Genomic DNA, 21,601 nt, shown 5'->3' on the forward strand with positions numbered 1-21,601 from the left:
TGCCATATGAACGAGCAGAAAACCAGACGGCCGCGTCAGGCCGACATCGCCACGCTGGCCGGCGTCTCCGTCTCCACGGTGTCGCGCGTCCTTGCCAATGAACCCGGCATCAGCGAGACCGTCCGCCGCCATATCCTCAAGGTGGCGGCCGAGCACGGCTATCCCGTCAAATCGGCCGCCGAGGCCGTTGCCGGCGGGCTGGCGCTGATTGCCAGCGACGGCGTCACGGGCGGGCTCAGCGTCTTCTACGAGTCGATCGTCGAGGGCCTGCGCGCCGGCGCCGCCGAAGCGGGCATGCCTTTCGAGGTCCGGCTGGTCCGCGAGGATCGAGCCGTGCCGGATGCCGTGCGCGATTATATGCAGACGGCCGGCGCCGAAGGTCTCTTTCTCGTCGGCATCGATCCGAACGAGGTGCTGCGGGATTGGCTGGAAAAGAGCATGACGCCGACCGTTCTCGTCAACGGCACCGATCCCCGAATGCACTTCGATGGTGTTTCTCCGGCTAATTTCTTCGGCGCCTATGAGGCGACCAGCCGGCTGACCAAGGCCGGCCATCGCCGCATCCTGCATCTGACAGCCTCGCACCGCCACACGATCCGCGAGCGCATACGCGGTTTCGAAGCGGCGATCGCCGCCGTGCCAGGCGCCGAGGGCCGTCTCGTGCCCTTGGTCCTCCAGGGAAGCCCCAGCCGTGAGTCGCATGAGCGCACAGCCGCGATCCTTGCCGAGGACCCCGGCTTTACCGCCGCTTTCTGCATGAACGACTTCATCGCCGTCGGCGTGCTCGAGGCCGTCACCGAGGCTGGCCTGCGTGTGCCGGAGGACTTCGCGATCGTCGGCTTCGACGATCTGCCCTGCGCCCTGATGACCAATCCGCGGCTTTCCACCATGCGCGTCGACCGCGCCGCTCTCGGGCGCGAGGCCGTCTCGCTGATGCTGTCCCGGTTCCGCAACAGAAAGGGTGCGGCGCGCCACATCTGCCAGGCGGTCGTCCCCGTTGCCGGAGGAACCGTTCCGAATGCCGAACCCGTGAGAGATGCCGATGACCTATGATCCCGCCAGCGCCAACCCGCTTGCCGGCAATCCGCTGGAAACCCGCGCCGATATGGGCCGCGGGCTGCTTGATCTCTTCGACCCGCTGCTTGCCTGTTTCTCCAGGGGCAATGCCCGCGTCAGGCTGAGCGGCGCTGCCGCCCACTTCGATCGGGCAGCCGCCGATCTCGAAGGTTTCGCCCGGCCGCTCTGGGGATTGGCGCCGCTCGGCGCCGGCGGGGGCGACTTTGCCCATTGGCATCGTTTTGCCGAAGGCCTCGCAAACGGCACCGACCCCGCCCATCCCGAATATTGGGGGACGGTCAATGGCCGCGACCAGCGCATGGTCGAGCTCGCTGCCCTCGGTTTTGCCCTGGCGTTGGTGCCGGAAAAGATCTGGGAGCCGCTCGATGCGCGCGCCCGCGGCAATGTCGTCGCCTATCTCAAACATGCCCGGCAGTTCGACTATGCCGACAACAACTGGAAATTCTTCCGGATTTTCGTCGATATCGCGCTCGATCGCCTCGGCGCGGATTTCGACCGCAGCCTGACACGGCGGTATCTGGAGGAACTCGAAGGCTTCTATATCGGTGACGGCTGGTATCGCGACGGAAACGTGCGCCGTATCGACCACTACATCCCCTTCGCCATGCATTTTTACGGGCTGATCTATTCGAAGCTCGTCGACGACGATTACGCGAAACGCTACCGCGAGCGCGCCATCCTCTTCGCCCGGGATTTCCGCCACTGGTTTGCCGCCGACGGCGCGACGATCCCCTTCGGCCGCAGCCTGACCTACCGTTTTGCCTGCGCCGGCTTCTGGTCGGCGCTCGCCTTTGCCGATGTCGAGGCGCTGCCGTGGGGCGAGGTCAAGCATCTCTGCCTGCAGCATCTGCGCTGGTGGAAGGACAAGCCGATCGCCGACCGCGACGGCGTGCTGTCGATCGGTTTCGGCTATCCGAACCTCTTGATGTCGGAGAGCTATAATTCCGCCGGCTCGCCCTATTGGGCGCTCAAGGCCTTCCTGCCGCTGGCGATCGCCGAGGATCATCCCTTCTGGACCGCTGAGGAAAAGGCGCCGGAGCAGACGGCAGCAGTCGTCCCGCAACGCCATCCCGGCATGGTGATCATGCGGGCGGGCGGCGATGTCGTCGCACTGTCATCAGGTCAGGAAAACCTGCAGATGCGTTTCGGCACGGAAAAATACGCGAAATTCGCCTATTCCACCCGTTATGGCTTCAGCGTCGAATCCGACGAACGCGGCTTTGCGCTCGCCGTCTTCGATTCGATGCTGGCTTTCAGCGAAGACGGCCTGCATTACCGCGTGCGCGAGACGAATGAGGAAGCCAGGCTCGCGGGCGATGTGCTTTATGCGAAATGGTCACCTTTCCCCGATGTCAGCGTCGAAAGCTGGCTGGCGCCCGCGGCCCCCTGGCATATCCGCCTCCACCGGATCAGGGCGGCCCGGCCGCTGAGGGTCGCCGAAGGCGGCTTTGCCATCGCCCGCCGGGATTTCGAGCTGGACAAACTGTCGGCTTCGGATGGCGCCGCCTATGCGATCGGCGAAGGTGATTTCACCGGCATTCTCGACCTGGGATCGTCGATCAGACGTGCCGGGCTCGCGCAGAAGGCCCAGCCCAATACCAATGTGATCGTCGCCAAGACCATCGTGCCGCAGCTGCGCGGTCAGATACCGGCCGGCGAGACCATCCTGATGACGGCGGTGCTGGCGCTCGACGATCCCGCTGCCGTCGCATCAGCCTGGACGCAGCCGCCAAAAGCGCCCGATATTGCGGCGCTGGAGGCGCTGGTGCGGGAAAAGGGCGTGACCGTCAGCGCCATCGAAGCACCGGGTCAGATGCCATGAACCGCCCGGCCATCGTCCTTGCCATGGAGCCGTCGCGCACGGAACATGTCCTGCCCGATGAGATCCTGCGCCGGCTCGATACGATCGGCCGCCTGCTGGATTCCGAGCCGCTGCAGCACTTCGAGGACGAACGCGCCAAGCGCCTGCTGGCCGAAGCCGAAATCCTGATCACCGGCTGGGGCGCACCCTATGTCGGGCCCGAGATTCCCGCTGCCGCGCCGCGTCTTCGCCTCATCGTCCATGCGGCGGGCACGGTGAAGGGCATCATCGACGAGGCCATCTTCGAAGCCGGCATAGCGGTCAGCCACGCGGCCGAGGCCAATGCCGTGCCGGTTGCCGAATTCACACTTGCCGCGATCCTCTTCGCCGGCAAGCGCGCCTTCCGGTTCCGCGATCTCTATGTCGCCGACCGCCACCGCGATCGAACCTACCCGCTGCAGCGCGAAGCGATCGGCAACTATGGCCGCACCCTCGGCATCATCGGCGCCTCGCGCATCGGCCGGCGGGTAATCGAGCTGTTGAAACCCTTTAACTACAGGCTGCTGCTGTTCGATCCCATGGTCGATGCCGCCGGGGCAGCCGGACTGGGGGCGGAGAAGGTCGATCTCGACGAGTTGATGCGGCGCGCGGATATCGTTTCCCTGCACGCGCCGTCGCTGCCCTCGACGCAGCATATGATCGATGCGCGAAGACTATCGCTGATGAAGGACGGGGCGACGCTCATCAACACCGCGCGCGGCATTCTTATCGATGAGGTGGCCCTGCTTTCGGAGCTGAAGACCGGCCGCATCGATGCCGTCATCGATGTCACCGATCCGGAAATTCCGGAGACGGGTTCGGCCTTTTACGACCTGCCGAACGTTTTCCTGACCCCGCACATTGCCGGCGCCATCGGCCTGGAACGGGCGCGTCTCGGCGAGATGGCGGCGGATGAGATCGAGCGTTTTACGACCGGCCGGCCGCTGTTCTACCAGATCCGCCGGCAGGACCTCGAAAACATCGCCTGACGCAACCAGTGGCGTGCGTCAGCGCGGTTTCCTCAACGAATTGGGCGAGCCGTCATTGGCAAGCTCGGGCATCAGATCGGCGATATCGACCACCTTGCCGGTGCGCGAACTCGTCAGCGCGGCAATGCCGCAGAGAACGGACATGGCGCCCGCCCGCGTGCCGGCGCGCTGGCCGAGCCTGTCTTCCATGCCGGGCTTGAAGATCATGTTGCGCATCCGGTCGTCGCCGCCGTAATGGCCGCCGGTGAAATGCGGGACGACGATCCGCTCCACGGCTTCCCTGCCGTGCGGGAAATTGCGGATAAGCAGGATCGTATCCTCCTTCGGCTCTTCCCAGGGCTGCGCCTCATACTGGCGGATTTCGATACGGCCCTTGGTGCCGTTGAAAGCCAGGTGATGGCCTTCGATCGGCTGGAAGGTGTTCAGCGAGTAGGAGACATGGACGTTGTTGCGGTAGCGGATGGAAACCACCATCGTGTCGGGAATGTCTATGTCTTCGCGGAAGACGCAGCCGTCGCGGAAATAGCCGTCGATCTTCGAAGGATCCTCGTAGAGCTGATCGAGGAAGGGATCCTTTTCGAGATCGAGATAGTAGTCGCATTCATGCGCGTGCGGACAGAGCTTGCAGCGGGGTCCGCGGAACGGGCCCTTGCGGCCGTAGTTCTGCAGATCGGCGAAGGAGGTGACGGCCTCGGGATCGCTGTCGAGATACCAGTTCAGAAGATCGAAATGGTGGGTGGCCTTGTGAACGAACAGGCTGCCGGAATTTTCCGTATAGGCATGCCAGCGGCGGAAGTAGTCGGCGCCGTGCTTGGTGTTGAGATACCAGTGGAAATCGACGGAGGTCACCCGGCCGATCTCGCCGGCATTGAGCAGTTCCTTGATCCTGGCGGCCGTCGGCGCATAGCGATAGTTGAAGGAGACGTCGACGCGGCGGCCGGTGCGCTTCTCGGCATCGAGAATCCGGCGAATCTTCTCGATCGAGGTGGTCATCGGCTTTTCGGTGATCACGTCGATGCCGGATTCCAGCGCCCGCACGATGATATCGTCATGCGTATGGTCGGGCGTGCAGACGATGGCCAGATCCGGCTTCTGCTCGGCGAGCATGGAATCGATGTTCTCATAGAGCGGTGCGTTGCTGCCGATCATGTTGCGGGCGCGCTCGCCGCGCAGCGAGTTCTTCTCGACGATAGCTGTGAGGTCGACATGTTCGCGCCAGCCGGTAAGCAGGTCCTTGCCCCACATGGTGGTGCCGCGGTTTCCGGTGCCGATCAGGGCAAAACGGCGTTTCTCCATCGAATGATTCTCCTGCACGCGTGATGAAACGAATATTGAAAATTAGATCTGGCAGCAGCTTCGGAAGCGCTCGACGCAGGTGGCGATCACCTCGTCGGCCGGGCGTTTCCACCAGGTCTCGGCCGAAAAGATCTCCACTTCCTGCGCGCCGAAGAAACCGGCCGCCTCGATCATCCGTCTTATGCCTTTGAGGTCGATCACGCCATCGCCCATCATGCCGCGGTCGAGCAGCATATCCTTCGTCGGCACCAGCCAGTCGCAGATGTGATGGGCGAAGATGCGTTTCATGCGTCCGGCGCGGGCGATCTGGTTGGCGAGGTCGGGATCCCACCAGACATGGTAGACGTCGATGGCGACGCCGACATCCTCGCCGAGCGGTTCGCACATGTCGAGCGCCTGAGCGAGCGTGTTCACGCAGGAGCGGTCGGCGGCATACATCGGATGCAGCGGCTCGATGGCGAGTTTCACGCCTGATGCCTGCGCATGCGGCAGCACGGCGGCGATGCCATCGAACACCATCTGTCGGGCCGCGACGATATCCCTCGACGCGCCCGGCAACCCGCCGACGACGAGCACGAGGCAATCAGCGGAAAAGGCAGCCGCCTCGTCGATGGCGCGCCTGTTGTCGTCGAGGTTCTTCTGCCAGTCGGCCTCGGTTGCCGCGGGAAAGAAGCCGCCGCGGCAAAGACCGGTCAGCTTGATGCCGTTGGATTTGACGATCCTGACCGCCTCGTCGAGACCGGCCTTGGCGACCTGGTCGCGCCACGGCGCGATCGAGGTGATGCCGTGCTTCAGGCAGATGTCGACGGCTTCGGCAAAGCCGCATTGCTCGCGGATCGTCGCCAGATTGATCGAAAGTCCCTCGACCTGCATCTCATTCTCCTCCCATTGCCATGCTGGCGCTCAGTGAACGCCGTGAACGGCAAGCACTTGTTTCATGCGCGCCGTCGCGAGTTCCGGATCGGCCAGCACCCGCGCCTTGTCGGCCAGGCGGAAGAGTTCGGCCAGATGCGTGAGCGAGCGCGTGCTCTGCTGGCCGCCGACCATGACAAAATGGTCCTGCAGGCCGTTGAGATAGGCGAGGAAGACGACGCCGGTCTTGTAGAAGCGGGTCGGCGCCTTGAAGATGTGGCGCGACAGCGGCACCGTCGGCTCGAGCAGATCGAAGAATTCGTGATTGCTCTTGCGGTCGAGAGCGTCGAGCGCGGCCGACGCTGCCGGCGCGATCGCATCGAAAATGCCGAGCAGTGCGTCGGAATGGCCCTCTTCGTCGCCGGCGATCAGTTCAGCATAGTTGAAATCGTCGCCGGTATACATGCGCACGCCCTTCGGCAGGCGGCGGCGCATGGTCACTTCCTTCTCCTTGGAAAGGAGCGAGATCTTGATGCCGTCGACCTTGGCGGCATTGGCTTCGATCACCTCAAGGCAGGTTTCCATGGCCTTCAGGTGGTCGCCATTGCCCCAATATCCCTCGAGTGCCGGGTCGAACATCTCTCCCAGCCAATGGATGATGACGGGTTCCTTGACCTGGCGGAGGATGCGGTCATAGACCTTGATATAATCGTCCGGCCCCTTGGCGGCGACGGCAAGCGCCCGGCTCGCCATCAGGATGATGCGCCCGCCGGCCGCCTCCACCGTTTCGATCTGCTCTTCATAGGCCTTGATGATCGTGTCGATGGTCACATCAGGACCGGGCGACAGATGGTCGGTGCCGGCGCCGCAGGCGATCAGCGCATCCTTGCGCCCGGCCGCCTCGCCGAGCGCCCGGCGGATGAGATCGCGCGCCTCCGGCCAGCCGAGGCCCATGCCGCGCTGCGCCGTATCCATCGCTTCGGCAACGCCGAGGCCGAGATCCCAGAGCCGGTGGCGGAAGGCGAGCGTCCGCTCCCAATCGATTGCCGGCGTCAGCCAGGGATCGTTGTCGGCAAGCGGATCGGCGACGACATGCGCCGCCGCAAAGGCGATGCGCGGAAAACTCTTGGCGTCGCGCTTTTTCAGTTCGATCGGTGTGCCGGTGAGCGTGTAGGGGACGATCTTGCCGTCCAAGGGAAGATTGATCGTCGTCACGGCTCAGAACTCCAGTGTGGGAACGTCGAGCCAGCGGCGTTCGGCCCAGGATTTCAGCCCGAGCTCGGCCAGCTGCACGCCCTTGGCGCCGGCTTCGAGCCCGTAGGGCCACGGCGCATCTTCGACGACGTGGCGGATGAACATTTCCCACTGCGCCTTGAAGCCGTTGTCGAAGGCCTGCGTGTCCGGAACTTCGTCCCAGGTCTTGTAGAAATCGATAGTCTGCGGCTGGTCGGGGTTCCAGACCGGCTTCGGCGTGTTGACGCGATGCTGGCTCCAGCATTTCGTCAGGCCGGCGACGGCCGAACCATGCGTGCCGTCGACCTGGAAGGTGACGAGATCGTCGCGGCGCACGCGCACCGCCCAGGAGGAGTTGACCTGCGCGATCACGCCGCCTTCGAGTTCGAAGGTCGCATAAGCCGCGTCATCGGTGTCGCAGTCATAAGGCTTGCCCTGCTCGTCGATGCGCTGCGGAATATGGGTGGCGCCGAGGCAGGAGACGGCCTTGACCTCGCCGAACAGGTTGTCGAGCACGTAGCGCCAGTGGCAGAGCATGTCGAGAATGATGCCGCCGCCGTCGCCCTTGCGGTAGTTCCAGGAGGGGCGCTGGGCCGGCACGCCCCAATCGCCCTCGAAGACCCAGTAGCCGAATTCGCCGCGCACCGAGAGGATCTTGCCGAAGAAGCCGGAATCCCTGAGCAGCGCCAGCTTGCGCAGGCCGGGCAGGAAGAGCTTGTCCTGCACGACGCCGTGTTTGAGCCCGGAACGGCGCGCCTTGCGGGCGAGATCGATCGCCACCTGCAGATCGTCGGAAATCGGCTTTTCGCAATAGACGTGCTTGCCGGCGTCGAGCGCCTTGGACAGAAGCTCGGCGCGCATCAGCGTCGTGCCGGCGTCGAAGAAGACGGTGTCGTCGGGATTGGCGAGCGCAGCATCGAGATCGGTCGACCAGCGCTTGATGTTATGCTTCTTCGCCAGCTCTTCCATCTTGGCGCCGTTGCGGCCGACGATGATCGGATCGATCTCGAGTTTCTCGCCCGATTTCAGCGTGATGCCGCCCTGGTCGCGGAAGGCCAGGATCGAGCGCACCAAGTGCTGGTTGTAACCCATGCGGCCGGTGACGCCGTGCAAGATGATACCCAAGCGTGCCATTTTTTCCTCCCTGCAATCTTTTGCGGCGGGAGCGGGCGTCCTGGCCCGGCCCTCCCAAGTCGGTAACTAAACGGTTACTTGATGGCAGAAGAGCGGCGAGCCTGTCAATAGTCAAATCCTGCTTTCGCTATTCAGCGCTTGATCGAGGCGAGCGTGACGTGGACGATATGGCTTTCCCAGGCGTTGAGATTGGCCGGCTCGATCAGGTCGCGGCCGAAGATCGTCGAGAGCGTGTACTGGTTGGAAAGGTAGAAATAGCCGAGCGAGGCGATCGTCAGGTAGACATGCAGCGGATCGGCGGTCTCGATGAAGACGCCCTGCTTCTTTCCCCGCTCGAGCACTTGGGAAAGCTCGCCGATCAGATGCGAATGCAGCTCCTTGAGCCGGATGGACTGGCGCAGCCACCGGGCACGATGCAGGTTTTCCGTGCCGAGCAGACTCAGAAATTCCGGATGCTGGAGGAAGTAGCGCCAGGTGAAGAGCGCAAGCTCGCTGATGCCTTCCTCCGGGCTGCGGTCGCCGATATGGAGCGCCCGCTCGGCGGTACGGATGCCGACATAGGCTTCCTCGAGCACCTTGAGGTAGAGCTGCTCCTTGTCGCCGAAATAATGATAGAGCATGCGCTTGTTGGTGCCGGCCCGTTCGGCGATGGCGTCGACGCGGGCGCCGCCCATGCCGTTTTCGGCGAATTCCCGGGTCGCCGCTTCAAGGATCGCCGCGCGCGTCCGCTCCGGATCGCGCTGGGCCGTCCGTTCCGTGGATGGCCGCCGCGCCTGTTTCTTTCCGCTATTTCCCCCGCCGTCGTTCATCGTTCCATCCCTGTCTTCACATGTTGCGCTCATAAGCCTTCGGTGCGAAATTGTAAAAACCGAATTTGGAAGGGCTGCCCGCTGGAACAGAATGCTTGGAGCATGATGTCGCCCGAACCCGCTGACGCATTTCGCCACCATGCTCTGACCGACACCGCTTGACAGGCTTGCCGCTTTGCTCGTAGCTTGTAACCAATTAGTTATTTGCGCAAGCAAAACTAGTTTGGAAGCGTGTGGAGGCGCTTCCCTTTGGAGGAGGAAAAAATGACTCTGCGTGTAAACAGACGTAATTTCGTGGCCGGAGGCGCAGCCCTTCTGTCGCTTTCGGCGCTTGGAACCAGCGCCTTGGCACAGGAAACGCGCCTGCGTCTCCTGTGGTGGGGCTCGCAGCCGCGCGCCGACCGCACCAACAAGGTGTCGCAGCTCTATCAGACGAAGAATCCCGGCACGTCGATCACCGGCGAATTCCTCGGCTGGGGCGATTACTGGCCGCGCCTTGCGACCCAGGTCGCCGGCCGCAATGCGCCGGACGTCATCCAGATGGACTACCGCTACATCGTGCAATATGCGCGGCGCGGCGCGCTTGCTCCGCTCGAATCCTACATGCCGGCCAAGCTCAACCTCGACGATTTCGACAAGGCCCAGATCGAGGGCGGCAGCGTCGACGGCCATCTCTATGGCGTCAGCCTTGGTGCGAATTCCGCCGCCACGGTGCTGAACACCACCGCCTTCAAGGAAGCCGGCGTCGATCTGCCGACGCAGGCGACCACCTGGGATGAATTCGCCCGCATGGGTGCGGAAATCACCAAGGCCGGCAAGCGCAAGGGCATGTTCGGCCTCGCCGACGGCAGCGGCGGCGAACCGTTGTTCGAAAACTGGCTGCGCCAGCGCGGCAAGGCGCTCTATACCGCCGACGGCAAGATCGGCTTCGCCGTGGACGACGCATCGGAATGGTACGACATGTGGGCGAAGTTCCGTGAGGCCGGCGCCTGCGTTCCAGCCGATATCCAGGCTCTCGACAAGAACGATATCGAAACGAACACAGTGTCGCTCGGCAAATCTGCGGCCGGTTTTGCCCATTCCAATCAGTTCGTTGCCTATCAGGCGATGAACAAGGACAAGCTGGCGCTCACCAACTACATGCGCATCAAGGCGGATTCGAAGGGCGGCCACTATCGCAAGCCTTCGATGTTCTTCTCTGTTTCGGCCCAGTCGAAAGCGATCGACTTGGCCGTGGACTACATCAACTTCTTCGTCAAGAATCCCGAGGCAGTGCTGCTCTTGGATGTCGAACGCGGCATTCCGGAATCGGCGGCCATGCGCGAGGTCGTCGCGGCGAAGCTCGATGAGAACGGCAAGGTTGCATTGGCCTATGTCAGCGGTCTCGGCGATCTCGCCGGCAAATTGCCGCCGCCGCCGCCGGTCGGCGCCGGTGAAGGCGAGCTGATGCTGCGAAACATCGCCGAACAGGTCGGTTTCGGACAACTGTCTCCCGCCGACGGCGGCAAACAGCTGGTCACCGAAATCACGCAGATTCTCGCACGAGGCTGATCCCGTATGAGCAATGCGATGCGCACGCCCGCAGGGGCCATAAATGTGGAAAGATATCAGGGGGCCATGGCCGAGGGACGCTTCCGGCGTCTCTGGAATGCCAATGCCCCCGGCTATCTTTTCCTCCTGCCATGGCTTGTCGGCTTTTTCGGGCTGACGCTCGGGCCGGCCCTGATTTCGCTCTACCTCTCCTTCACCGACTTCGACATGCTGCAGTCGCCGCGGTGGGTGGGAATGGCGAATTACGTGCGCATCGCCACGGCGGATCCGAAATTCTCGGCCGCCATGCACGTCACCCTGACTTATGTTGTCTTCTCGGTGCCGTTCAAACTGACCTTCGCCTTGCTGGTCGCTATGGCGCTGAACCGCGGCCTGCGCGGCCTGACCTTCTATCGCGCCGTCTTCTACCTCCCTTCCTTGTTGGGCGGCAGCGTGGCGATCGCCGTGCTCTGGCGCCAGCTTTTCGCTAGCGATGGTCTCGTCAATGCCGCACTCTCGCAGTTCGGCATCGAAGGTCCGAGCTGGATTTCGCATCCGAACTATTCGATCTACACGCTGGTGGCGCTGTCGGTCTGGCAGTTCGGCTCGCCGATGATTATTTTCCTCGCCGGCCTGCGCCAGATTCCCCAGGATATGTATGAGGCCGCAAGCCTCGACGGCGCCTCGAAATTCCGCCAATTCTACAAGATCACCCTGCCGCTTCTGACGCCGGTGATCTTCTTCAACGCCGTCGTCCAGACCATTGATGCCTTCAAGGCTTTCACGCCCGCCTTCATCATCTCAGGCGGCACCGGTGGTCCGATCAATTCGACGCTGTTCTACACGCTCTACCTCTATCAGGAAGCCTTCGGCAATTTCCGCATGGGCTATGCCTCGGCGCTCGCCTGGATCCTGGTGCTGATCATCGCCGTTTTCACCGCTTTCTCTTTCCTGACCTCGCGTTATTGGGTGCACTACGATGACTGAGATGACCGCTTCCGTCACCGCGGCCAGGCCGCCATCGGATATCACCAAACGCAGCCTGCCGGCGTCGCTCATCATCCACGCCCTGCTGATCGCCGCATCGCTTCTGATGGTCTATCCGCTGTTGTGGATGGTTTCGGCATCGGTCAGGCCGGAAACCGAGATATTCTCGTCGACCTCGCTCATTCCGTCGTCGATCGATTTCTCCTCCTATGCGCGCGGCTGGGTCGGCCTCGATGTCAGCTTCGGCCGGTTCTTCTGGAATTCGCTCGTCATTTCGCTGCTGGTGGTGACCGGCAATGTCATCGCCTGTTCGCTGACGGCCTACGCCTTCGCGCGGCTGCGTTTCGCTGGCCGGAACTTCTGGTTCGCGATCATGCTCGGCACGCTGATGATCCCCTATCACGTGACGCTGATCCCGCAATATGTGCTCTTTCTCAACCTCGGCTGGGTCAACACCATCCTGCCGCTCGTCGTGCCGAAGTTCCTGGCAAGTGACGCCTTCTTCATCTTCCTGATGGTGCAGTTCTTCCGCGGCATCCCGCGCGAACTCGACGAGGCGGCGATGATGGACGGCTGCAGCGCCTGGCGCATCTATTGGAAGATCATGCTGCCGCTCTCGCTGCCGGTGCTGGCGACCGCCGCCATCTTCTCCTTCATCTGGACCTGGGACGATTTCTTCGGTCCGCTGATCTACCTGAACGACATGAACACCTACACGATCCAGCTCGGCCTGCGCACCTTTGTGGATTCCACCAGCGCATCGGATTGGGGCGGACTCTTCGCCATGTCGACGTTGACCCTCGTGCCGGTGTTCTTCTTCTTCCTGTTCTTCCAGCGCCTGCTGATCGAAGGCATCGCCACGACGGGCATGAAACGCTGATGGCGGCAATGGGAAAGAGTGACATGAGCATCAAGACGGTCGCGATCGTCGGCTGCGGCATCGGCCGCTCCCACATCGTCGAAGGTTACCTGCCGCATGCCGACAAGTTCAAGGTCGTGGCAATCTGCGATCTGAACGTTGAGCGGTTGGCTGCGGTCGGCGATGAGTTCGGCATCGAGCGCCGCACCACCTCCTTTGCGGAGCTGCTGGCCGACGATACGATCGACATCATCGATATCTGCACCCCTCCCGGCGCGCATCTGGAGCAGGTGGTCGCAGCACTTTCTGCCGGCAAGCATGTCGTTTGCGAAAAGCCGCTGACCGGCTCGCTCGCCGGCGTCGATACGATCATGGAAGCGGAAAAGAACGCCAAGGGCGTGCTGATGCCGATCTTCCAATATCGCTATGGCGACGGCATCCAGAAGGCCAAGCGGATCATCGATGCCGGCATTGCCGGCAAGCCCTATACGGCTTCCGTCGAAACCTTCTGGCTGCGCAAACCGGAATATTACGCCGTGCCCTGGCGCGGAAAATGGGCGACCGAGCTCGGCGGCGTGCTCGTCACCCATGCGCTGCATCTGCACGACATGCTGATGCATCTGATGGGCCCGGCGGCAAGGGTTTTCGGCCGCGTCGCCACCCGCGTCAACGATATCGAGGTCGAGGACTGCGCCTCCGCCAGCCTGCTGATGGAAAACGGTGCCTTCGTCTCGCTGTCCTGCACGCTTGGATCGCAGGAACAGTTGAGCCGGCTGAGGCTGCACTTCGAGAACGTCACCTTCGAAAGCACGCACGAGCCCTACACGCCGGGCAAGGACCCCTGGAAGATCATCGCGGCCAATGATGACGTCAGGGAAAAGATCGACCGTGTGGTCGGCGATTGGCAGCCGGTCGCGCCGCGGTTCACCACCCAGATGGCCCAGTTCCACGCCTTCCTCAGCGGCAATGGACCGCTGCCGGTGACAACGCAGGATGCGCGCCGCGCACTCGAGCTTGTCACCGCTATCTACCAATCCTCCGACAGTGGTGCCGAAGTGCCGCTGCCGGTCGGTCCCGACAGTCCGAAATACGCCGATTGGCGCGCAAGAACCAGGTAAACGGCCAAGTAACCGGCCAAAGTAACCGGCAACAGAGGGTTTTGAGACGATGGCAACCAGTGTCGTTCTTCAGAAGGTCGAGAAGCGCTACGGCGCCTTCGATGTGATCCATGGCATCGACCTGACGATCGATCCCGGCGAATTCGTCGTTTTCGTCGGTCCCTCGGGCTGCGGCAAGTCGACCCTTCTGCGGATGATCGCCGGCCTCGAGGAGATTTCGGCCGGGGCGCTGCTGCTCGACAGCGAACGCATGAACGAGGTGGCGCCTGCCAAGCGCGGCATCGCCATGGTCTTCCAGTCCTATGCGCTCTATCCCCACATGTCGGTCTACAAGAACCTCGCCTTCGGCCTGGAGACAGCAGGCTACAAGAAGGCTGAAATCCAGCCGAAGGTCAAACGCGCCGCCGAGATCCTGCAGATCGAGAAGCTCCTGGAGCGCAAGCCGAAGGCGCTCTCCGGCGGTCAACGCCAGCGCGTGGCGATCGGGCGGGCCATCGTGCGCGAGCCGCGCATCTTCCTGTTCGACGAACCGCTGTCGAACCTCGATGCCGAGCTGCGCGTGCAGATGCGCGTCGAGATCTCCCGCCTGCACCGCCAGCTCGGCAACACGATGATCTACGTCACCCACGACCAGGTCGAGGCCATGACGATGGCCGACAAGATCGTGGTGCTGAATTCCGGCCGCATCGAGCAGGTCGGCGCACCGCTCGATCTCTATAACAACCCCGCCAACCGCTTCGTCGCCGGCTTCATCGGCAGCCCGAAGATGAACTTCCTGAAGGCCCGCATCGAGCAGCTGGGCGAAGCCGAAACCAGCATCAATGTCTGCGGCAATTCCGTGCACCTGCCGCGCCGCCTGAAAGGCGAGGCCGGCCAGGACGTCACCTTCGGCATCCGCCCCGAGCATCTTTCCCTTTCCGGCGGCGCCATTTCGCTCTCCACCGTCAATGTCGACCTCGTCGAAAATCTCGGCGGCGCCACCATGCTCTACGCCACGACCCCGGACGGCCAGCTGCTGACCATTGCGCTTGACGGCCAGCAGAAGGTCGAGCGCGGCACCAATGTGACGACCTTTTTCGATCCGGCCCGCTGCCACGTCTTCGATGCTTCGGGCAAGACGATCTGACCCGGTGGCGCTGCGCGTGTGCGGAAGCGCGCGCCGCTTGACAGCCGATCCTCCTCTGTCCCATCATTTCGAGATGGGCGAGGGGGATGAGCATGACGCCTGAAGATCGGATTCATGCGCTTGGCATCTGGCAGGGTCCGATCGAAATCTCGCCGATCTCAGGCGGCATCACCAACAGGAATTATCTGGTCAGCGATGCCGTCGCGCGTTGCGTGGTGAGGCTCGGCACCGATATCCCGATCCATCACATCATCAGGCAGAACGAGCTTGCCGCAAGCCGTGCGGCTCATGCCGCCGGCATATCGCCTGCCGTGATCCATCATTCGCCGGGCGTGCTGGTTCTCGACTATATCGAAGCGCGGGCGCTTTCGCCGGAGGATGTCAGGGCGCCTGACATGCTGGCGCGGATCGTGCCGCTGGTGCGGGCCTGCCATCGCGACATTGCCCGGCATTTCCGCGGCCCGGCGATGATATTCTGGGTCTTCCATGTCATCCGCGATTATGCCGCCAGCCTGAAGGAGTCCGGAAGTGCCCATCTTCCGCTGCTGCCGAAGCTGCTCGCTAGCGCCGAGACCCTGGAACAAGCGGCGGGGCCTTTCGAAATCGCCTTCGGCCATAACGACCTGCTGGCCGCGAATTTTCTCGACGACGGCCAGCGGCTCTGGCTCATCGACTGGGACTATGCCGGCTTCAACACGCCGCTGTTCGATCTCGGAGGGCTGGCCTCCAACAACGAGTTCTCACAGGCGGCCGAGCAAACGATGCTGGAGAGCTATTTCGACCGGCCGCTCACCGACGAGCTCAGCCGCCGCTACGGCGCGATGAAATGCGCCTCGCTGCTGCGCGAGACGCTCTGGAGCATGATTTCGGAAATCCATTCCACCATCGATTTCGACTACGCCGCCTATACGGCGGAAAATCTCGCGCGCTTCGAGCGCGCCTATCAAGCCTTTGAACAGGATCGATAAATGACGAGACAATTACCGAAGACGGCAAAGGCCGTGGTCATCGGCGGCGGCATCATCGGCTGCTCGACGGCCTATCATCTCGGCAAGCTTGGCTGGACCGATACGGTGCTGCTTGAGCGCAAGAAACTGACCTCGGGCACCACCTTTCATGCCGCCGGCCTCGTCGGCCAGCTGCGCACCAGCGCCAATATCACCCAGCTGCTCGGCTATTCCGTCGATCTCTACAAGCGTCTGGAAGAAGAAACCGGCCTCGGCACCGGCTGGAAGATGAATGGCGGCCTGCGTCTTGCCTGCAACGAAGAGCGCTGGACCGAAGTCAGACGCCAGGCGACCACCGCCCAATCCTTCGGCCTCGAAATGCAACTGCTGACGCCGCAGGAGGCCTTCGACCTCTGGCCGCTGATGACAACAGACGATCTCGTCGGCGCCGCCTTTCTTCCGACCGACGGCCAGGCCAATCCCTCCGACATCACCCAGGCGCTGGCGAAAGGCGCCCGCATGTCGGGCGTCTCGATTTTCGAGGATACCGAGGTTCTCGATCTGGAAATCGACAAGGGTAAGATCCATGCCGTCGTCACGGCTGAGGGCCGTATCGAATGCGAGCGCGTCGTCGTCTGCGCCGGCCAATGGACGCGGGCCTTTGCCGCCCGCTTCGGCGTCAACGTGCCGCTGGTCTCCGTCGAGCACCAATACATCATCACCGAATCTTTCGGTGTGCCCTCCAACCTGCCGACGTTGCGTGATCCGGATCGGCTGACCTACTACAAGGAGGAGGTCGGCGGCATCGTCATGGGCGGCTATGAACCGAACCCCATTGCCTGGGCGGAGAAAGGCATACCCGAAGGTTTCCACTACACGCTGCTGGACAGCAATTTCGACCATTTCGAACAGATCATGGAACAGGCGCTCGGCCGCGTTCCGGCGCTTGAGAATGTCGGCGTCAAGCAGCTCTTGAACGGCCCGGAAAGCTTCACGCCGGACGGCAATTTCATTCTGGGCGAGGCGCCGGAGCTCAAAAATTTCTTCGTCGGCGCCGGTTTCAACGCCTTCGGCATCGCCTCGGCCGGCGGCGCCGGCATGGCGCTCGCCGAATGGGTGACGAAGGGCGAGCCGCCCTACGATCTCTGGCCGGTCGACATCCGCCGTTTCGGCCGTCCGCATTTCGATACCGACTGGGTGCGCACCCGCACGCTCGAAGCCTATGGCAAGCACTACACCATGGCCTGGCCCTTCGAGGAGCATTCGAGCGGGCGCCCCTGCCGCAAGTCGCCGCTCTACGACCGGCTGAAGGCGCAAGGCGCCTGTTTCGGCGAAAAGCTCGGCTGGGAGCGGCCGAACTGGTTCGCCGATCTCTTCGCCAACGAGGAGCCGAAGGATATCTACAGCTACGGCAGGCAGAACTGGTTCGACGCTGTCGGCCGCGAGCACAAGGCAGTGCGCGAGGCGGCCGTCATCTTCGACCAGACCTCCTTCGCCAAATTCGTGCTGAAGGGCAGGGATGCTGAGCATGCCCTCTCCTGGATTGCCGCCAACGACGTCGCGAGGCCCGTGGGATCGCTCATCTACACGCAAATGCTGAACGACAAGGGCGGCATCGAATGCGACCTGACGGTCGCCCGCATCGCCGAGGACGAATATTACATCGTCACCGGCACCGGTTTCGCCACCCACGACTTCAACTGGATCGCCCGCAATATTCCGGCCGACATGCATGCCGAGCTGGTCGACGTCACCTCGGCCTATTCCGTGCTGTCGCTGATGGGACCGAATGCACGCGCGGTGCTGGAAAAGGTGACCGGCAGCGACGTCTCGAACGCGGCCTTCCCCTTCGGCCAGGTCAGGACCATCGGCATATCGGGCTACCCGGTGCGGGCGTTGCGCATCACCTATGTCGGGGAGCTCGGCTATGAACTGCATGTCCCAGTCGAATATGCGACGACGGTCTATGACGCGCTGATGGCATCAGGCGGCGAGTTCGGTCTCGTCAATGCCGGCTACCGCGCCATCGAGAGCTGCCGTCTGGAAAAGGGCTATCGCGCCTGGGGCTCCGATATCGGCCCCGACCATACGCCCATCGAGGCCGGCCTCGGCTGGGCGGTGAAGATCAGGAAGAACATTCCCTTCCGCGGCCGCGAGGCGATCGAGCGCCAGCTTAAGGAGGGGGTGAAGAAACGCCTCGCCTGCTTCGTTCCCGAGGATCCCGATACCGTGCTGCTCGGCCGCGAAACGATCTATCGCGACGGCAAGCGCGTCGGCTGGCTGTCGAGCGGCGGCTTCGGCTACACGTTGGGCAAGCCGATCGGCTACGGCTATATCCGCAATGCCGATGGCGTCACCGAGGATTTCGTCCTCTCCGGCAGTTACGAACTCGATATCGCCAGGGAACGCATCCCCTGCAAGGTGTCGCTGGCGCCGCTCTACGATCCGGATATGGTGCGGGTGAAGGCTTGACCATGTGGTGCGGAATTGCGCCTCTGCGTCGAAGCGGGACAGCCGCCGCTTGGCTCCCTCTTCTCCCCAGCGGGGAGAAGGTGGCCCGAAGGGTCGGATGAGGGGGCCACACGGCACACGGTTCATTGCCCTTCTTTTGCGCTCAGCGCATTCGCGGCTTCGCTGCTCACCCCCTCATCCGCCTGCCGGCACCTTCTCCCCGCTGGGGAGAAGAGACGTCTAGCACGCGCCTTGCTATCCCTCCCTCAGTCAGAGCAAGGAGAGTCGGAGGAAAGAGAAAAAACATCAAAACAGCGGCAGCCTGTCGTCCTGGATCAGGATCTCCAGCTTGTCCGACACATCCTGCGTCCACGCCCTATGTTCCGTCAAAGCCTTCGGGAAAAGTCCGGGGAGGGTGAAAAGCGCCGCCGAAATCGCCAGGCCCGTGCGGGGAACATCGGCGATCAGCGCGGCGATTTCTGCCGCTCTGGGATCGCGCAGCTCGTAGCGTTCGCCGTTGCCATGCTCGCCGATCGCATAACGCATCCAGGCCGCGACGGCGATTGCATAGGTCTCCGCCCGGTCGCCATGCGCCAGCGCTTCGCATGCCGGTTCCAGCAGCCGCTGCGGCAGTTTCTGCGTGCCGTCCATGGCGATCTGATAGGTGCGGTGGGCGATCGCCTTGTTTGCAAAGCGTGCTATCAATTCGTTGGCATATTCATCGAGATCAATTCCCGGCACCGCATCGAGCGTTCGCGCCGCCGCATGCATGTGGCGGTAGGCAAGTGCCGCCAGGCCGGCATCGTCCATGACGTCGCGAATGAATTCATAGCCGCCGATATAACCGAGATAGGCGAGCAGCGAATGGGCTCCGTTGAGCATCCGGAGCTTCATCTTTTCGTAGGCAGAGACCTCCTCGACCATCAGCGCGCCGTGCACCTTTTCCCAGGCCGGCCGGCCATTGGCGAAATGGTCTTCGATGACCCATTGCGTAAAGGGCTCGGTCTCGATCGCCGCCATATCGCTGCGGCCGGTCAGCCGCTCGGCATCGGCATAGGTCGCCTCGGTGCTTGCGGGCGTGATCCGGTCGACCATCGTCGAGGGGAAGGGCACATTCGTCTCGATCCAGCGATGCAGATCGGCGTCGATGCGGGAGGTGAATTCCAGCACGAGGCGCTTCAGCACCGCGCCGTTGCTCGGCAGGTTGTCGCAGCTGAGCGGCGTAAACGGGGTGATGCCCTTCTGCCGGCGGCGCGCAAGACCTTCAACGAGATAGCCGATGACGCCGCGTGGCGCATGCCGGTTGGCAAGATCGGCGACGATATCCGGATGTTTGAGATCGAGGCCGCCCGTGGCCGGATCGAAGCCATAAGCCTTTTCCGTCACCGTCATGCTGACGATGCGGATATCGGGGTCTTCGAGCCGCGCCAGCAGGCCGGCGGGATCGCGCGGCGCCACATGCGCCTTCAGGATCGAGCCGATCACATGCGCCGTCGTGCCTGACGTATCGCGGATCAGGACCGTATAGAGCCCGTTCTGGGCGGTGAGATTGTCCGCGACATCAGGCGTGCGCAGGCTCGCCACTTCGATGCCCCAGTCGCCGCCCGCGGCTGCGAGCGCGCCATCCGTGAAGGGCGCGAAATGGGCGCGGAAGAAGGCGCCCGGGCCGAGATGCAGGATACCGGCCTTCAGGGCATTCCTGTCATAGGCAGGAAGCTTCGCCGTCGGCGCAAGGCCGGTCACGTTCTGCAGTCTATCGCTCACAGCTTATAGGCCTTCTTCGCGTTGTCATAGGAGAGCTCGCGTGCGACGATCTCGGCTTCCTTCCTCGAAAGCCGGTGCTCTGCGGCGAGCCCGGCGAGGAAGCGGCAGACTTCGCGGCGCCAGACGTCGTGCCGCGCCGGGATCGACAGCAGCGCGCGCGTATCGTCGTTGAAACCCGCCATATTGGCGAAGCCGGCCGTCTCCACCACCTGGTCGAGATAGCGGCGGATGCCGAGCGGGCTGTCATGGAACCACCATGGCGGGCCGATCATCAGGCAGGGCCAATGGCCTGCCATCGGGGCGAGTTCCCGGGCATAGGTCGTCTCGTCGAGCGTGAAGAGCAGCACGCGCAGGCCGGGCGCGTGGCCGTATTTCGAAAGCAGCGCATTCAGGCCGCCGACCCAGTCGGTGCGCGTCGGAATATCGGCGCCCATATTGGGGCCGCGGGTCGCAAAGAGCCCGCTGTCGGTATTGCGCCGCGAGCCGGCATGGATCTGCATCACCATGCCGTCTTCCGCCGAAAGCCCGGCCATCTCGGTCATCATCTGGCCGCGGAAAAGCTCCGCGTCGGCAGGCGAGAGCGGTCCCTTCAGCGCCTTGTCGAGCAGCGCCTGTTTTCCCGCAAGCGGAAGGTCGGCGGTGAAGGCGCTCGGCACGCCGTGATCGGTGGCGGTGGCGCCGAACTGGCGGAAATAGGCGCGCCGGCGCCGATGCGCCTCGATCAGCCCGTCCCAGCGCGTCACGTCGGCGCCGGTGATCTCTCCGAATTTTATGAGGTTGTCGCGGAAGCCGACGGCATCGGGATCGGTAACGCTGTCCGGCCGGTAGGTGGTGCGGACCTTGCCGATCCAGCCGTCCGCCGCCATTTTCTGATGGTGCGCGAGCGGGTCGAGCGCGCCTTCCGTCGTCGCAATCGTTTCGATCCCGAATCGCTGGTGCAGCGCCCGCGGGCGGAATTCCGGACGGGCGAGCTGCGCGTTGATGTGATCGTAGAGCGCATCGGCATTATCAGCCGTCAGCGGCTCAGTGCAGCCGAGCACGGCCGACATCGCGTGATCGACCCAGAGGCTCGACGGCGTTCCGCGGAAGAGATGGTAGTGCTTGGCAAAGGTCCGCCAGATCGCGCGGCCCTCGGCCACCGGCTTGCCGTCGAGGCGCGGCACGCCGAGTTCGTCCAATGCGACGCCGACGCTATGCAGCATGCGGAAGAGATAGTGATCGGGAATGACCAGCAGTGAAGCCGCATCTTCGAACGGCTTGTCGTCGGCAAACCAGGACGGTTCGGTGTGCCCGTGCGGGCTGACGATCGGAAGACCGCGCACCGTCTCATAGAGGTCGCGCGCAATGGTCCGTGTTGCCGGGTCGGCCGGAAAGAGCCGGTCCGGATGAAGAAAGCCGTTTCCTGCATCCATCAGTATTCCTCCCTGATGGATAAAGGGCCTACCCCACAACATCAGACACGGCAAGGTCTTTTAGTAACCAAACGGTTCCGTTTTGCGCGCGGCTGTATTGGCCGTCGAAAACATTGACGAAGCGACCTATTTCCGCTTTGGGGAGAACCATCTGTTCTGCCGGTTTCGGCAAAGGAG

17 protein-coding genes are annotated in these 21,601 nt (G+C 63.0%); 10 read left to right on the top strand and 7 right to left on the bottom strand.

The features are described from left to right. Positions 1–6 precede the first annotated feature (6 nt). Genes CO670_RS23675 through CO670_RS23685 form a run of 3 tightly spaced genes read left to right on the top strand, consistent with a single transcriptional unit; the run spans position 7 to position 3,906 of the window. Positions 7–1,053 (top strand): LacI family DNA-binding transcriptional regulator, encoded by a 1,047-nt coding sequence (locus CO670_RS23675; protein WP_097592463.1) that lies wholly within the window; start codon positions 7–9, stop codon positions 1,051–1,053. Then, positions 1,043–2,899 (top strand): DUF2264 domain-containing protein, encoded by a 1,857-nt coding sequence (locus CO670_RS23680; protein ID WP_097592491.1) that lies wholly within the window; start codon positions 1,043–1,045, stop codon positions 2,897–2,899. Before CO670_RS23675 ends, CO670_RS23680 begins: the two co-directional genes overlap by 11 nt. Continuing rightward, positions 2,896–3,906, top strand: a complete 1,011-nt coding sequence (locus tag CO670_RS23685; protein WP_097592464.1) for a hydroxyacid dehydrogenase — start codon at positions 2,896–2,898, stop codon at positions 3,904–3,906. The genes CO670_RS23680 and CO670_RS23685 overlap by 4 nt, the downstream gene beginning before the upstream one ends. An 18-nt stretch (positions 3,907–3,924) precedes the next feature. Here CO670_RS23685 and CO670_RS23690 read toward each other — a convergent pair whose 3' ends face one another. From CO670_RS23690 to CO670_RS23710, 5 genes are all read right to left on the bottom strand, one after another. Then, positions 3,925–5,202, bottom strand: a complete 1,278-nt coding sequence (locus CO670_RS23690; RefSeq protein ID WP_097592465.1) for a Gfo/Idh/MocA family oxidoreductase — start codon at positions 5,200–5,202, stop codon at positions 3,925–3,927. Positions 5,203–5,244: 42 nt separating this feature from the next. Next, complete coding sequence (locus CO670_RS23695; protein WP_097592466.1) at positions 5,245–6,075, bottom strand: sugar phosphate isomerase/epimerase family protein; 831 nt, start codon at positions 6,073–6,075, stop codon at positions 5,245–5,247. Between the two features lie 30 nt (positions 6,076–6,105). Further along, positions 6,106–7,269, bottom strand: a complete 1,164-nt coding sequence (locus CO670_RS23700; protein WP_097592467.1) for a dihydrodipicolinate synthase family protein — start codon at positions 7,267–7,269, stop codon at positions 6,106–6,108. Between the two features lie 3 nt (positions 7,270–7,272). Beyond that, on the bottom strand, positions 7,273–8,421 hold the full coding sequence (locus tag CO670_RS23705; RefSeq protein ID WP_097592468.1) for a Gfo/Idh/MocA family oxidoreductase: 1,149 nt from the start codon (positions 8,419–8,421) through the stop codon (positions 7,273–7,275). Between the two features lie 131 nt (positions 8,422–8,552). Then, the gene (locus tag CO670_RS23710) at positions 8,553–9,230 is read right to left on the bottom strand and encodes a TetR/AcrR family transcriptional regulator (protein WP_088676356.1); all 678 of its coding nucleotides are present in this window, start codon (positions 9,228–9,230) and stop codon (positions 8,553–8,555) included. A 264-nt stretch (positions 9,231–9,494) separates the two neighbouring features. Here CO670_RS23710 and CO670_RS23715 point away from each other — a divergent pair, with 264 nt between their 5' ends. The 7 genes from CO670_RS23715 to CO670_RS23745 all read left to right on the top strand — a co-directional run bounded on the left by CO670_RS23715 (position 9,495) and on the right by CO670_RS23745 (position 18,269). Continuing rightward, positions 9,495–10,781 (top strand): ABC transporter substrate-binding protein, encoded by a 1,287-nt coding sequence (locus CO670_RS23715; protein ID WP_097592469.1) that lies wholly within the window; start codon positions 9,495–9,497, stop codon positions 10,779–10,781. A gap of 6 nt (positions 10,782–10,787) precedes the next feature. After that, positions 10,788–11,747: a sugar ABC transporter permease gene (locus CO670_RS23720; protein WP_097592470.1), complete on the top strand. Its 960-nt coding sequence runs from the start codon at positions 10,788–10,790 to the stop codon at positions 11,745–11,747. 1 nt (position 11,748) lies between these two features. After that, a complete protein-coding gene (locus CO670_RS23725) occupies positions 11,749–12,627 on the top strand; it encodes a carbohydrate ABC transporter permease (RefSeq protein ID WP_176539009.1) in 879 nt (292 codons plus the stop codon). Next, positions 12,627–13,724: a Gfo/Idh/MocA family oxidoreductase gene (locus CO670_RS23730; protein ID WP_176539008.1), complete on the top strand. Its 1,098-nt coding sequence runs from the start codon at positions 12,627–12,629 to the stop codon at positions 13,722–13,724. Before CO670_RS23725 ends, CO670_RS23730 begins: the two co-directional genes overlap by 1 nt. Positions 13,725–13,773: 49 nt before the next feature. Continuing rightward, positions 13,774–14,850 carry a sn-glycerol-3-phosphate ABC transporter ATP-binding protein UgpC gene (ugpC, locus tag CO670_RS23735; protein ID WP_097592472.1) on the top strand — a complete coding sequence of 359 codons (1,077 nt, stop codon included), beginning with the start codon at positions 13,774–13,776 and terminating at the stop codon, positions 14,848–14,850. Positions 14,851–14,942: 92 nt separating this feature from the next. Beyond that, positions 14,943–15,818, top strand: a complete 876-nt coding sequence (locus tag CO670_RS23740; RefSeq protein ID WP_097592492.1) for a choline kinase family protein — start codon at positions 14,943–14,945, stop codon at positions 15,816–15,818. After that, positions 15,819–18,269 carry an FAD-dependent oxidoreductase gene (locus CO670_RS23745; protein ID WP_097592473.1) on the top strand — a complete coding sequence of 817 codons (2,451 nt, stop codon included), beginning with the start codon at positions 15,819–15,821 and terminating at the stop codon, positions 18,267–18,269. It abuts the gene before it with no gap. A 285-nt stretch (positions 18,270–18,554) separates the two neighbouring features. Here the strand turns inward: CO670_RS23745 and CO670_RS23750 are convergent, their stop codons facing one another. Further along, the gene (locus CO670_RS23750) at positions 18,555–20,012 is read right to left on the bottom strand and encodes a mannitol dehydrogenase family protein (RefSeq protein ID WP_097592474.1); all 1,458 of its coding nucleotides are present in this window, start codon (positions 20,010–20,012) and stop codon (positions 18,555–18,557) included. Further along, positions 20,009–21,424: a glucuronate isomerase gene (gene uxaC, locus CO670_RS23755; protein ID WP_097592475.1), complete on the bottom strand. Its 1,416-nt coding sequence runs from the start codon at positions 21,422–21,424 to the stop codon at positions 20,009–20,011. Before uxaC ends, CO670_RS23750 begins: the two co-directional genes overlap by 4 nt. Between the last annotated feature and the right edge of the window lie 177 nt (positions 21,425–21,601).

The organism is Rhizobium sp. J15 (assembly GCF_002531825.1).
Taxonomy (GTDB): domain Bacteria; phylum Pseudomonadota; class Alphaproteobacteria; order Rhizobiales; family Rhizobiaceae; genus Rhizobium.